The following is a 15,134-nucleotide window of genomic DNA, read 5'->3' on the forward strand; positions in this document are numbered from 1 at the left end:
AGAATACTCGATACTCAAAGTTTATTCAGCCCCTTCCTATGCAGTCCTGAACCACGTCGCTCTCCCGTACGTATACCAAATACTTCAAATACACCATTCTTCATCTCACCCCCCATAAAGACTACGTCTCCTACAGTAAGTCCCGAAGTAGTCCCGTGTACATCATCTTGCATAACCGCCGTAAAAGACTCATCTGTTACGACATCACGCACCTCAAGGTGTGTTGCATCGATAATGGCCGTCACCTCACAATGACAGCGTCCCTCACCTGGTGGTGGTGTATGAAGACGATTGAAAAACATCGGAATAGGCCGAGGCATTCCAGATCTGTTGGCTTCGCGCAAAAGAACATCGTTCATAGGTGTATGACGCTCGACCGCAAAGCCAAAGACTGAAGCCGCAACAAATACCGCACCAGCGATATAGAGAAGTGGAACACGATAGCCAAATCGAAATGTGCGCAAAAGCATAATGAGAAGTATGGTGCCAACTGCATCCACCACCAGAAGTATCCATGGAAAGAACGTAAGAAATGCATACCACCCCCGCGGGCCAAAGCCTAGAAACGCATCAGTGCTCTGTATATGAATCGAAAAAATAATGAAATTCACCATGAGCGTTGTGGTAAGAAATACAAAAATACTCAGAAGGACCAGCGCAATGGACTTGCACACAAAAATAGCACGCGAGCGCATTTTTACTTTTCCCGAAGATATCTGAGCATTTACCTTCTCTATTATGTTGTTGTATTTTTCATTCATAGTATTTTCGCTTTGAGTGTTTTTTTGAGTTCTATGCGTGCCCGCCTCAGACGAACACCGACTGTGCCAATAGGGATATGGAGTACCTCGGCTATTTCGTCATAGGAAAGTTCTTCAAAGTAATGGAGCACAATGACTTCACGATATTTTGGTGCAAGTTCCGACAGATGCTCTTCAATCACTTTTGCAAGCTTCGCTGATTCAACTTCCATTTCGTCGGGCTGTGCAAACGAGAGTGGAGAAACCAATGTGTCGAAATCATAAAATTCAAAGGTCCGATGCTTGTGTTTCCGTAAGACATTCACAAATGCATTGTGCGCTATACGATATATCCATGGAGAAAAGCGATACGTGGAATTGTATGACTGAATGTTTTGATACGTCTTTAGAAAAACGTCTTGCATGACATCTTCTATGTCTTCATCGCGTGCGAGGTAACGTCTACCGTACCGGGTGAGGCGCGTGGCGTAGCGCTCCATAATGACACCAAACGCCGCAGACTCACCTTCCTGTACTCTGTGTGCAAGTTCCTCGTCACTCAGTACTGCTTCACTTTCTGTCATCTTTCTATAATACACTGAGTGCACATTTTTCTTTCATTACCTATTTCGACCATTTCCTTGCGCTTTCCCGTGTCCGGAACCATCGTGCATTCCCTGCCTTGACCCATCTCCACGACTCATTCCTTTCATACTATTTTCGCTATCAAGAATAATTTCGAGTGTATCCTTTGAAATAAAGGATGGTATGTACGTTTCACCCGTTACAATTTCAATATTGCGATTGAATGCACGCATGTGGTTTTCTGAACCACTTTGCAAGTATTCATACACAACACGTATATCTTCATGTGTTACCGATGCAATTTCTTTCTTCAAATCAGCAATATCAAGGTCTTCAATGTATGCACCCACCTTGTATGCCTCTACCACCGATGCCGAACCGCGGGCGACCAATTCCGTGTAGAGCTTTGCAAGTTCTGCATTCTGGAAGACACCGCGCGTATCGTCAGTCACGGGGTCTGCAACACGGTGTGCACTGAGGAGCGACTTCACTGCCTCGGTATGGCGTGACTCACTCACTGCAATATTTTTAAAAATGGGCACACTCCAAGTTTCATCGAGTGCCTGATACACATCACGTGCAAGTTTTTCTTCCTCACGCATTTTAATGAGCCCTGCCGTCTCATCTTCTGTTAGTGTACTCGTGTCAGTAGGAATAGCGAGTCTTTGTAAAGAAGTATCATCTTCTCCTGCATCCTCAGAAAGCACTGAATACTTATTATTCATACTCTGTCGTTGATGCTGACCACCATTCCCCCGCATCGCAATATCACTCTGTTCATTAAAATAAGCATAAAGCCCTGTGCCACCAAGTATAAGGATTGTACCTAAAAGTGCGGTGATATGTGGTTGTTTCATACGTAAAAATTAGGATTGTAGTACTTGTAGTACACGTCAGTGTCGAATTTATTTCATCTCTCCCTATGCGCCCGCTCACTTTCGTGCAAAAATACAATAATGCATTTACTCTTTGCTATTCATCCTTTTTTACGGAGACATGCAAGGATTCTCATTAGTTTTTGTGTTTGTATTGCACTCTGTTTCATTGGAGCATTTGTTCTTGCACGTGAGGCGGAAAAGCGTTTTGACACACTCACATCACACATCATCTATGACAGGAACGGGGAACCACTCCGCATCACCGCAAACAGCAAAGGACTGTACGCCTACCCAATGGGGTATATCAAACAAGACTTTTCACGTCTTCTCATAAAGAAAGAGGATCGCTTTTTTTATTTTCACCCAGGAGTCAATCCGTTCAGCACACTTCGTGCGCTCTTTCACTACATGCGATATGGAGATGCTGGTGGGGCGAGCACCATTACACAACAACTCACAAAAAATATTTTAGGAACAGAGGGAGAACGTACGTTTAAGAACAAACTTCGTGAGACACTCTACGCACTAAGTCTTGAGATGTATACAAGTAAAGATGACATTCTCCATATGTATGCGAGCACAGTCTCCTTGGGCAATCAGGTACAGGGATTTGAGGCCGGTAGCCGAGCATATTTTGATAAATCATTTTCTGAAACCACTCCATTTGAACAGGTTGCTCTGCTCGCAACACTTGCAAATCCGACAAAGAGAAACCCGTGGCGTGAAGAAAATAATACCTATGCGCAAGCGCTCTATGCACGCCTCGGACTCCCTGAGTCATATGTTGCACCACGCATGACTGATGCATACTCATTTCAGAGTCCGAGCATTTTTGAAGTATCGTCACTCGGTATCGCCTGCAATCATTCGTGCAAGATCACGCTCGACGCCACGGTCAATGAGGACCTCCGAACAATCCTCGCACAACACATAGCACGCGAACGTACACGTGGCGCACGAAATGGGGCTATCGTAGTTATTGACCCAAAGAGCGAAGAACTCATTGCTCTTGTAGGAAGTCCTGATCCCACAAAGGAAACGAATGGCGGAAAAATAAATATGGCACTTGAGCCGCGCCCTATTGGCTCCACAATAAAGCCATTTATATACCTCAAGGGATTTATGGAAGGCCTGCGCCCGTATTCACGGGTTGATGATCGCGAATATAAATACCCTATCGCCACAGGGTACGCACTTTACCCCAAAAACTTTGATGGTCAGTATCGTGGTGAAGTATCTCTTCACCAAGCCCTTAGTAATAGCCTTAACGTACCCTCGGTAAAAATACTTGAGTATATTGGTCTCAGTCATTTTTATCATTTTCTTGGAGACACACTTTCATTTACCCCCCTTCAGCCATACGACAGTTACCAGTACGGCATTGCGCTTGGTGGGCTCGAGATGGATTTACTCACCCTCACTCATTACTTCACCCTGTTCCCCCGTGGAGGAACGCTTGCACCACTTGTTACCACACGCAATGGAAGTACCACACGCACACTTCCCCCTCAGTCCAACATCCACAACGTTCGCACTGTTGCAGAGGAAAAATATACTGAACTCGTCACCGCTATCTTAAGCGACCGACTCACCGGCGTTGAACAGTTTGGTCTCAAAAGTAGTCTCAATCTGACGATTCCTTCGTACGCGGTAAAAACAGGTACCTCGAGAGATTTCCACGATAGTTGGGTCATTGGGTATACCCCTGATTTTGTCGTGGGGGTATGGATCGGTAACAGTGAAAACGAGCCTTTGATGCAGGTAACGGGACAGTCGGGCGCAGGAACTATCTGGCATGATGTTATGGAGTATTTAAAAGAAACACCATACTACACAAGAGCATCCTTCACTGATACACACATCACTAAAATCCCTATGGATGACTCTGTAGAATGGGGACTTCCCGGTGATACACCACGTGAACACAAAACCCTCCTGCTTACTGATGCCCTCATCATGCGCCCCCATCACGATGATACCTTTGAGTTTTCAAAGTCTATTACCATTCCGCTTCATGCATCACGTTCAGTAGTTTGGACGATTAACGGTACGTCACTCGAAGAAAGTGCTGAAGTAGTGTTTAGACCAGAGACTCCCGGTACGTATGAACTCAGCGCCCACGACCCAGAATCAGGACGCACTGAGTATATAACTATTCACGTCGTTACTCCTTCACGGTAAAGCGTCCTCCGCTTGTACGACCAAAGATATCAGGGAAATACAGTTCCTCTGCACGCGCAGGAAGATGTGCAAATGTCCCTGGCACGAGCGCACGCAGATAATACTCATACTCATATACTCCTGGCTCAAGTGATTTAACATAGAGGAATACCCTATCATCATGAGCCTCAATATGTGAAGGATAGAGTGTCCGCGTCCCCATCTCTCCGTCATTTGCATACACATAATCCAATGCACCATACGTCTGTGCAAGCTGCGGTTCATACCCAAAGTACGAACCCACTTGTGAGAAAGTCCGTGCGAGAAATCCTCTCTTAGTCTCTGGCGTTACGGGTGCAAAACTATAATCACCCATTTCTGCGTCTACTGCCCCACGCTCAGTATCGAGGTTTTGATTTACTATCTCAAAACCAGCAGGAATAAAATCTTCAACGGACACATGTGCGTATGCACTTGGTACGGTGAGTGTTATCTTTCCTTTTACAATGTCGCCAATCCGCGCGTCACGGAGTGGTTTTTCTTCCTTGGTATCGGTAAGCGCATAGATGTCGCGTGTGATGGTAATACCCTCATCACGTGGTGGAAGCGACTCGACGGGCAAAAAGTATTTGAGTGACATATCGTAGTAGAGGGTGCTTTTCTGGCCTGTACTCTCTTTCTTTGTGAACGTGAATGGGAGGAGTGTATTTCGTGCAAATGAATCAATGGGGATTGTGTGGGTGAATGTCTCAAAGATATTGGTGCCATTCCATGAGTGTTCAAAGAGTGCATTACCACCAAGTGTACCCTCGAGGGTAAATTGTGCTTCGGTCTCATGCGTAAACGCGAGATATTCAGTCATCGCGTCAATGACCACAAAGGTGTTTTGTGTTGAACCCCACACGCCGTGCACATCTCGACTTGCAAGGAGCCAACGAAGGAGGCTCGCAATGTTTGCATTCTTGTCTTCATGTGCCACAAATGCTTTGAGAAGTAGTGCCGTGTCTTTTATTGCTGTCTCATAGTACTCGGTCTTCTGTTGTACTGATGGTTTCAAGTACGCGCCGCGTCCATCAATACTGATCCGATTCAGAAGTGTGTTGTACACGTCTGCCGACACTTTCTCATTCCATCCCTGTGCAGTGAGAACCGCAAGATACGCGAGCGTCATGCTACTTATTTCTTCTTTCACATAGAGTTGCTCGTTCAGTATTCCTGTCACGAGCGGAGTAAGTTTCGTAGATGTGTTTCCATTCATTTGTCGTAATGTATACTCCGCAAGAATAACGAGTTCACGATGAAAACGTGGATAGTATTGATGCATTTCCGCTACTTCCGTTTCCACATATGCTGCACCACGCACGAGCACATCCTCTCGTACGGGAAACCCTGCGTTTTTAAGTTCGGTGAGTGCAGTGAGCACATGCATGCTGAGCCATATATCAGGAATAAGTCCTTTGTAGTATGAGAATCCCCCATTCATAGTCTGCGTTTCATATATCTTTGTAAGTCCTGTACGCACTACGTCATCCACGGTATACGTAACCCCCTCATATTCAATTGTCTCAAAACTTCCGGGCACGTTCGGCGTCTTAAGTGCGCTCTGCAAAATGGCGATGGTGCTCAGTGCACTCGCGAGTTGTTCACTACAGCCATACGGGTACGTTGCCATAGAGGTGAGTGCATCAGTCATAAATGCAGCGAGCGTTGCATTTGTATGTACGGTGAGTCCTCCGTCCCCTCCCACCACCTCTTCCGGCACATAGAGATACTCAGTAGTGACAGCATCAGTAGTCATCCCTGCGGTCGCGACAGTTTCATAGGTACGGTTTTTAGTAATAGGAATTGTACGCTCGACCTCATCAACATATGCATCAAACGATGCTTTGAAGGTGAAGGAGTGTTCTCCTGATTTTTTATTTTTTGGCGCAGTCACGTCAAAGTAGACGGTCTTTGTCTCACCCTTCTCTACTGTCACCACATCGGTATGTTCCCCAGTAAAAGTAAGCGTATCACTCGTGAGCGAGACAGAAACTTGTGCTGATTTTTCCGTTTCATTGAATACCTTTGCTCCGAGTTTAAAGGTGTCTCCAGGGACAATGAAACGTGGAGAGAGTGGGACTGCCATAAGATCTTTCTTTGTAGAAAACTCTTTATAGTCAACACCGACTTTTGTATCTTTCGTAACACCAATCGACTCTATCTGCCATGTGGTGAGATTATCAGGAAGCGTGAAGGATACATGTGCACGACCATCTGCATCTGTGGTTACCGATGCACTCCAATACGCAGTATCTTTAAAGAGACCACGCTTTTTTGTTACCAAATCATTCGGGTCTCCACCACCACCCTTTGTCCCGAGTGGAATATCCATCTCGTACAATACGTTTTTTATATTGCTTCCCGTCATGACTGAGAGAGGAAATCCGTTATAGAAATACGAGAGCGGATCACGTTTTGGATTACCTTTAAGGGCAAGGACCGAAAGGTCTGCAACCGCAATAGAAACCTCTGCAGGCACAGGATTCCCCACACTATCCTTTGTGACCACATCAAGCGTTACTTGTTCACCAGGAAGATACGATGTTTTGTTTGCAGTCACGTCAACATCGAGAACATGCTCATCAGTATTGATGGCAAATTCAGTCGTACCATACTTCACTTCGGGAGTATCCGAGAGTAAGAGTGCAGAAAAATATACATTTGGCGCATATTCGCTTTTAATGGGGAACTCATGAAGGAAAAGTCCACCATTCACGTCTTTGACCCAATAATCAAAGATGGTGCCACGTTCTGCAGTAATAAGGACCTTCGCGCGTGTATAGGGTGACTTAATCAGAAGAGAACCTTTTTGCCCTACTTTCATATCATTACTCATGACCTCCATATCAAGGTCGTAGTTATTGTTGGGCGGTACCACCACACTCTCGCCATAGATATACACGGACGATGTGGTGTCGATGCGATTTCCATCGTTGTCGTCCTTCGAAACCACAATTTCATACTCACCCTCTTTAGGGAACGTAAGAGTTCCTTCCCAATTACCTTTATCATCAGTAGCAATCGTTTCCTCACTGATCGGTGTGCGTTTCTTTTCAGAACGATAATAGAATCCACCGTCAACTTCCTGACGCTTAAAGACATCCCAGTCAACTTTATACACAGTTCTCTGTATTCCCTTTTGTGAAATCGGTGTGCCTTTTGTATCAACCGTTTTTACCTTAAGCGTAATAGGAGCATTCACCCCAGTATAGTACTCACTCGTCACCGCACCGATGTAGAACGACCCTTTATGGACAATAAATGTACGCTGCGCAGACACCGAGCGACCATTTGTATCTTTTGCAGACACGGTGAAGGTGATGAGTTTACTCCCGACTGATTCATCATCCTTGAAAAAGTCCTTAAGATTTATTTTGCGGGATATATGTGCATGCCCCTCACCATCAATTACTGCCTCTCCACGGAAAAGGAATCGGTCTCCATACCCACATGAGTAGCAGGAATACCAACCACTTCCAAAGTTGAAATACTCATCGGTATACCGGTCAAAGTAATAGTCTTGTGCAGTCGCGCTATAAAAGATTTCACCTCCACTGAGTGGTACGCCGAAGTAATAGTCCGCCTGTACATCAAGTTTAATTTCCTCACCATTTGTATATTCTTCCTTTCCTCCCGTTAGTTCGAGTTTGAATGGGGCAGGAACATACTCTTCCACATCAAACCACGTACTCTGATTAAATACATCAATACGATAACTCCCCAGTGGTGCGTCAGCGGGTAATGTGAACTCAGTATTGAATGTACCGTATGGATTCACTGTGAGCATCGTGTCGTAGATACGGTTTCCCGATGCATCAAACACTTCAAGGGGAACATTATTCTGTTGCCACACTTCGTATGCACCATCAAATCCCACACGGTCAATCCCGCGGATATACACCGTATGTCCAGGGCGGTAGATTGGTCTGTCTGTATAGAGGTATGTGCGCGAACTGTTCTCTACAGTCTGATACCACCCAAGACTGTCTGCCCAGTCACTCACAATAGCCACATCGCCGTTGTACGTAACAATCGCCGCGGTCACATTGCGCTCGGTGGTGAGTCGCGCAATACCTTCACCATTGGTACTCCCCACTGCACCACTCTTTGGATATTCGTCCCCATGGTACTGCACCACCGTCGCGCCACTCACCGCCGCAAGTGTTGCACTGTCATTTACCCAGTACAGGTTTTGGCTTGCGCCGATTTTCTTTTTAAGTACTTCATTCGCGAGTGGATTCGCTGACCCCCAGTAGTACTCATTTTCCTCATAGCGAACTTCTTTTTTCCCGACCGCAAGCCCCGTCACACTCAGGTAGGTCACATCATACAGTGGTTCCTTTGAATACGAATCGCGATAGAGTGGACTACTAAACGTCAGTACGTATTGGCCTCGGGTATCGGTAAAGTAGGTATGCAAGTCCACTTGGAAATAGTTGTTTACCCAATACCGTGGGGGTAGCGTAATACGCTCCGTTTTTATCTCAGTACATCCTGTTCCGGAAGGAGATTGATTCCCTGTATGACTCAGTCGTTCCAAAAATGATGCCGCAGGCAATTTACAAATATGCATATCCACCTGCTCAAGATTTTCTACTGCATACGTAAGTTTGGTATGTTCAGGACGCGTCACATTGTACTGTTTTTGCATATTGTGGAAGCGCGTATACTGTTCACTCGGCTGAGTAGTAGTAAACGATATATGATTGCTTGCGGTACCACCAAATGCGTCGGTAAGTGAAAGCGAGAGTGTATACGACGTTGTCGGAAGAAGTCCGTATTTAATCTCGGTTTCATATTCACCTGGATTACACACTGGCTTAAAGTACGAATTGTCGTCATACTGACTCACCAGGTACGAATTCGACCATCTACCATAGACAATATAGTTTTCGGTATTCACGTATGATTTTATACCTGCATCCCCTGGTTCACGGAGTGGGGCGTTCGTACATACATAGAGTCGGTCAAGCGCTGCATCCTGTGCTCCGCTCGCGGGTACGGTGCGTAAAATAGAGAGTGTTGGATATACCGTAAGATCATGAAGAATTTCCTCTTTATTCGCTAGGAATCCATCTCGTGTATAGAGCGCATCAAACGTCAATGTAAATACTTCACCGGGTTTAAAGGCATCAGGATCAAATGTGAGCATGAGTGTGCGTGGGTCTTCTTCTTTTTCACAATCATCCCCGAGAAGAATTTCCTCGCCACGCGCATCCTTTTTACACCGCTCTCCATACGTAACAGAACGGAGTCCTTTTGCCTTTATTTTTGAACGTTCTTTATCAATATCATCGTAGAAACGAACAATGAGCGAACCTTGTGGGTCAAATAATGCGGATGATGTGACGGGGCTACGTTCAGAAGTCGTTTCAACACCAGCAACAATACCCGGAACCCAAAGTGGCACCGTACGTTCCTCATCGAGCACAATGTCTCCCTCACTCGGCACAGCACCACTCACCGTGAATGTATACTGCGTCCCAAAGTCCCAAACATTTTTTCTGCCATATGCATCTTTCTTTTGATACACAAACACAAGACTTTGGTCTTCCTGCGTCGTCGCTTCCCCACTCACTCGATCGTACACCGTGGTTTTGCCATACTCCACCTGTACGTTAATAGCGTCGCCATTACCATTGGTCACATGAATCAACCTTTCGGTTTCTTCAAGGTCCACTGGCTGATTGAATGCAATTACTATGGGGGAACGATACCCCACTTCACTCTCCGATATTGATACGTAGCGCAGCGGGCGTGTGGTAAAGGAGTATGTCACAGGAGCCACACTGAGCCCATCAACTGAAGTCAGCCCCTCCCCTATCGCTACCGCATAGTGTGACGAAGGTACAAGTTGGGTGTCGGGAATGAACTGCAGATTGCGGGTACTAATCCATTTGAATCGCCCTTTGGTTTCTGGAGTAATCGTAATGGGTAATTCTTTCATCTCCTGCTCGGTAAGCGTGGTGAGGGGTACCATGGGACGATTAAAGAGGATAGTGATTTTTGAATGTTCATCGGTCTCACTTCCGTCGCGTGGAAATACTGCCTCTACACGTGGGTCAGCATCCACAAGGAAGTCACCGGACACGCGCACCGCCCCCGTATCCAAACTCACTGCATAGTAGGTACCGAGCAGTAGTTCGTCTTCAGGTTTAAAGGTTACGTGTTCAGGAACCGTGTCTTCAATCCATTCTCCTTTAAGAGATGGAGAAAATACCACCGTTTTAATTGCTTCTTCTTCGCTCACCCCCTTTGGGAGCGAGAGAGGGATCATCGCACTTTTCGAGATTTTTTCGGGAACAAATGTGTATACGTTTGTAAAATGCTTGAGTGGGACACTGTGTGTCTCCATATTGGAGAAATAAAATGCAAGAATGATGAGTGCACTAAGGCCAACAACACCAAAAACGATAGCAAACATGTGTGCGCGAAGATTCGCAAACATACGCATCCGTGGTGTCTCGTGTACGACACCCTCTGTAGGCAACGGCACTTCTGTTGGCTCCGCCTCACTCGGCGTCACTACATCCTGCAGAGTTGCATCAACCACCACAGCCCCCTCACCTGCATGCGTTTCATCATTCATACGTGTAACACAATACGTTATTAATTACGTATAAGTGTATCACGGGATAACGGACAAAGTCGCCGTGGCTTTCCCAAATTACCGTAACGCACCCGGATGCTTCGTGCTCCATGCGTGGAGCACTACCCCTGCTGCTACTGAAGCATTGAGAGATTCTGCATTTTTATGCATAGAGATCCTAAGGGGAATATCACAGTGTTCCAAAGTCTTTGTGCGGATACCATCGCCTTCATTGCCAAGAATAATGACGCTTGGTTTTTCAAATCCCTCGTTTGCAACCTCTTGTTCTGCATCCCCTGCAAGGCCATAAATCCAAAAACCACGTTCTTTCAAATCCTTCACCGTAGTATTCACATTGCCAATCTGAATGAGTGGAATACGAAACGCCATTCCTGCAGACACTTTAATCACCGTACCATTCACCTGTGCCTGCCGATGCTCGGGAATGAGTACCCCCGCTATACCAAAAGCCACCGCCGAACGAATGACCGCCCCTACATTGTGCGGATCCTGCACTTCCCCGAGTAGCACGAAGGCGGAGTCACTCGTCACCGTGTATGTTGGAATAAAATCTTCGTAAGAGATGATGAGTTTCTTCGGGTTTATTTCTGCAATAATTCCCTGATGTACAGAATCAGACGGCACACCCTTGGGGAGTTTCTTTGGATTGAGGTCAATCACGGGAATATGTGCGCGCCCTAACTGCTTCATAATGCCCGCATCTATTCCTTCACGCACTCCGTGGACCGCACGCACAATGTCGGGGCGGGCATTCACCGCCTCCGCCACGGCGTGCTTTCCATATATATATGTTGCTTCTTCTATCATGCGCGGCAGTATAGCGCAGATATGCAAAGTTTGCCAGAGGTACCTTTTTATGGTCTACTTACGCCCATGAAGAAAAAACGCGGAGGAAAAGAATTCTGGAATGCAGAGTATAAAGAGGCAGGACACCTCGCGCTTTCGACGAACCAAAGTGAGGACCTCGAAAAATTTGTACGGTGGCTCGTACGCGAAGAGGGACACTCGCTCCTCAATGTCACAAGCTCCATGCTCGACCTCGGCTGTGGCAACGGACGCAACATTCATTGGCTCGCTGAGGAATTTGGTATGCACGGTGTCGGATACGACATCTCTGAGGAGGCGGTAAAGCAAGCGGCACGACGTGCCGAAGCAGCACACCTTCCGCTCACCTTTGCTGCACGCTCTATTGGTAAGCCCATTCCCCTTCCCGATGAATCTCAGACTTTCGTGCTCGACATGATGACCTCACACTTCCTGAAAGCAGATGAACGTCTCGCGCTCATACAAGAAATTCATCGTGTCCTGCGCCCTGGTGGTTACTTTTACTACAAGACGTTCCTCCTCGACGAAGACAAAAACGCCGCACGTATGATTCTCGAAAATCCTACCGATGAAGAAAATACATACATTCATCCCAAGATTGGTGCAGCAGAGCATGTGTCCACCGAAGAAGAGATTGAAGAACTCTACGGCAAATACTTCACCATTCATAAAATATCGAAGTCCCACCGTCACCGTGGCAAGTATGCAAAAAGACGCAGTATCTCGGTGTACATGCAAAAGTTTGGTTAATATCATACCAACACCCTTCGGCAACAAAATAGGGGAACATAAAAAAGGCCTCCGAAATTCCGGAGGCCTTTGTGGATGTTAGCCGAGCTTGAGCACGGTAATCTTAAGGACTGCCTTACCTGCATGCGCATAGCCGAGTTGCTCGGCTCCCGCATACGACATATCCAACACGAAGTTGGGATCCTTGTGATATGGTCCGCGATCTTGCACTGTAACGACACTCGTCTTACCGTTTTGAGTATTCTTCACGAGAAGAATCGTACCGAGCGGCAGGGTTTTGTGTGCCACAACAGAGGGGTCATACATGTTGAACTTTTTACCGTTCGCCATACGTCGCCCATGAAACTGTTGCCCATACCACGTTGCTTTTTTTACCACAGTGTCGCCTACCGAGTAACCTACTCCGTGTGCCGCACTAATACTGGCGAAAAAAGCAATGAGCGTGAGAACTTTTTTACCTACAAAGAACTTCAATGGTTTAATACCTCATAGTATAAAGGGTTTTGGCGCCACCATACGAACGTATGTACAGTGGAACGTCCGTTTTCAAGACGCACTAACTCCACACTTCTTACAAAACATCCAAAAATGGCTCATATATTGGCCACAAGAGGACACATGAATGAATGTGTCAAAAAATCTGAATATTGTCGTCATCAAAACAATACGTGTCTTCTACACTACCAAGGGAGTCGCTTACCTTTGTGTATTAGTTGGCCGTGTGGGAACTGGTCTCGAGGCATTGTCACAAGTTCAACGACTGTGGCTGCACCCTCGTCGACCTCCATTGGCGCGGCTTGAGTTCCGAGATCTGTCTTCACCCAGCCAGGATGGGCTGCTGCAACAGCGATTCCCTTGCTCTTTAGCGTCTTCGATTGAATTAGTGTGAGCATGTTGAGGCCTGCCTTAGATGTCGAGTATCCAACGCGCATAAAATCTGCAACGTACTCCCAGCTACTGTCTGCGGTATGCAGCGAGCCTAATGCTGACGAATGATTAATTACTCGTGCGTCTTCACTACGCGAGAGAAGCAGTACCAGGGATTCTGTGATTGCGTAGGGAGCAATGAGGTTGACTTCAAGTGTGCGACGAATCTTATCTGCGTCGGTAGGCTCTCCATCCCACTCAAGTGCTATCCCGGCGTTATTCACGAGCACATCAAGCTTACCAAACGTTTTTTCGAGATAACTCACAAGGTTGACGATGTCATCAGAGTTGGTAACTTCGAGACGAACCGCATGAGCATCACAACCTGCAGCCACGAGTTCTGCAGCAGCTGTAGCGCCCGCCTGTTGGTCACGTGCTGTGAGAACAACCGTGTACCCGAGTACACCAAGCTGTCTCGCTATCTCCTTGCCCAGACCCTTGTTTGCTCCTGTAATGAGCGCAATCTTGTTATTCTTTATTATCATGTATTGATTCTACATAATTTTTCCTCAGGAAACTACTATTACGTGCTGGCCGTCTGGGACGATATGAGAACTTATGTAACCACCCATTTCATCGAGATTGTGTACCCAGACATGCACGGAGATCTGCTGTCTCTGTCCAGCCACATTGACCACTTGCTTGACGTTCGCACACTGCACTCTGATAGCAAGCGTATTCCTCCCTGAACTCACATGTTGATGCCATATCCGGTTGATCCGAGCAGAGCTGTGAGGAACAGCCACCGCGGTAACATGTATCTGAAGGGTTTGTCACGATAGGTGCATCTTGTTTTACTACATTAAAATTAAAACGGTATTCTGTCTCTTCGACATCTATTTTTGAATTTTTTGGAGGAGTAACGTTTGTCAGTGTTATGCTCATTCCCTCCGTTGTAAACTCTTGGCCAAGTTCTACTATACTCGTGCTTGTGCCGGTACGTGAGACCACTTGAATTTTGAGACGCACCGTTCCAGCCTGAATACAGGTTACGTCAACAGGACAACGACTATCTTCTTCTATAGAAAGTGGAAGGATAGATATTGATGTAAAGGTACCAAGTTCTCCCAATCTAAGACCAGTATCTGTATCTGGCGATACGGAAGGAATCTGAGGAATTTCCTCAGCAGACTCACATGTCTCCAAGTCAATAAAATCTACCGCGCTGGAGTTTCCTCGTTTGTATTCTCCTAGCAACGTAATTGTCCTATCATTTTTCAAGTAATAGCACTTCGCATCCAATATACCCGGCACCCCGCTTCCTCGCTGTATAAATCCAAAATACCAACCATCTCGACTTTGTTTAGACTCTATAGAACTCGGGGGCAAATCAGTAGTCTGATATACAGCTAATTGAGGATATTGTACGAGTATTGCATCGAGCGCTTCCTTTTCTCCGAGTACGCTTGTAGGCTGAGAATCAGGCTGTATGAACATCTTTACCAAAAGTATGATTAGTAAAACTAAGATAAAGGTGGCGAGTATTTTTGTTTTCATACCTTAGTATACATTTTTATTGACTGTCTGGGTGGGTTAGCTCCGAAGGTCTGACCCTTATCGCTGTCAAAGCCATTTGCTAGCCATCTGGGACGATATTTGAACGTATTTAGCACTCTC

At 46.2% G+C, this 15,134-nt stretch carries 10 protein-coding genes; 2 read left to right on the plus strand and 8 right to left on the minus strand.

The annotated features are described in order from the left end of the window. Positions 1-14: 14 nt before the first annotated feature. Genes IPH92_02895 through IPH92_02905 form a run of 3 tightly spaced genes read right to left on the minus strand, consistent with a single transcriptional unit; the run spans position 15 to position 2,050 of the window. A complete protein-coding gene (locus IPH92_02895) occupies positions 15-761 on the minus strand; it encodes a hypothetical protein (GenBank protein QQR64492.1) in 747 nt (248 codons plus the stop codon). Next, complete coding sequence (locus IPH92_02900; GenBank protein ID QQR64493.1) at positions 758-1,324, minus strand: RNA polymerase sigma factor; 567 nt, start codon at positions 1,322-1,324, stop codon at positions 758-760. The genes IPH92_02895 and IPH92_02900 overlap by 4 nt, the downstream gene beginning before the upstream one ends. Before the next feature lie 36 nt (positions 1,325-1,360). After that, entirely contained in the window at positions 1,361-2,050 is a 690-nt protein-coding gene (locus tag IPH92_02905) for a DUF2202 domain-containing protein (protein ID QQR65449.1), read from the minus strand. Between the two features lie 231 nt (positions 2,051-2,281). Here IPH92_02905 and IPH92_02910 point away from each other — a divergent pair, with 231 nt between their 5' ends. Then, a complete protein-coding gene (locus IPH92_02910; protein QQR64494.1) occupies positions 2,282-4,384 on the plus strand; it encodes a transglycosylase domain-containing protein in 2,103 nt (700 codons plus the stop codon). On the opposite strand, the gene IPH92_02915 is transcribed toward IPH92_02910, so the two are convergent. Both IPH92_02915 and rlmB read right to left on the minus strand, forming a co-directional pair. Next, positions 4,368-10,994, minus strand: a complete 6,627-nt coding sequence (locus tag IPH92_02915; protein ID QQR64495.1) for an Ig-like domain-containing protein — start codon at positions 10,992-10,994, stop codon at positions 4,368-4,370. The two genes, IPH92_02910 and IPH92_02915, sit on opposite strands and share 17 nt — an antisense overlap. A gap of 78 nt (positions 10,995-11,072) precedes the next feature. After that, a complete protein-coding gene (gene rlmB, locus IPH92_02920) occupies positions 11,073-11,822 on the minus strand; it encodes a 23S rRNA (guanosine(2251)-2'-O)-methyltransferase RlmB (GenBank protein QQR64496.1) in 750 nt (249 codons plus the stop codon). Between the two features lie 21 nt (positions 11,823-11,843). On the opposite strand from rlmB, the gene IPH92_02925 reads away from it, so the two are divergent. Further along, complete coding sequence (locus tag IPH92_02925; GenBank protein ID QQR64497.1) at positions 11,844-12,590, plus strand: class I SAM-dependent methyltransferase; 747 nt, start codon at positions 11,844-11,846, stop codon at positions 12,588-12,590. 78 nt (positions 12,591-12,668) lie between these two features. Here IPH92_02925 and IPH92_02930 read toward each other — a convergent pair whose 3' ends face one another. The 3 genes from IPH92_02930 to IPH92_02940 form a co-directional block, all read right to left on the minus strand. After that, complete coding sequence (locus tag IPH92_02930; GenBank protein ID QQR65450.1) at positions 12,669-12,920, minus strand: hypothetical protein; 252 nt, start codon at positions 12,918-12,920, stop codon at positions 12,669-12,671. Between the two features lie 350 nt (positions 12,921-13,270). Next, positions 13,271-14,002 carry an SDR family oxidoreductase gene (locus IPH92_02935; protein QQR64498.1) on the minus strand — a complete coding sequence of 244 codons (732 nt, stop codon included), beginning with the start codon at positions 14,000-14,002 and terminating at the stop codon, positions 13,271-13,273. Positions 14,003-14,090: 88 nt separating this feature from the next. Next, positions 14,091-15,014 (minus strand): hypothetical protein, encoded by a 924-nt coding sequence (locus tag IPH92_02940; protein ID QQR64499.1) that lies wholly within the window; start codon positions 15,012-15,014, stop codon positions 14,091-14,093. Positions 15,015-15,134 lie beyond the last annotated feature (120 nt).

The organism is Candidatus Kaiserbacteria bacterium, from assembly GCA_016699245.1.
In the GTDB taxonomy this organism is placed as follows: domain Bacteria; phylum Patescibacteriota; class Minisyncoccia; order Phycocordibacterales; family UBA918; genus Damh-18.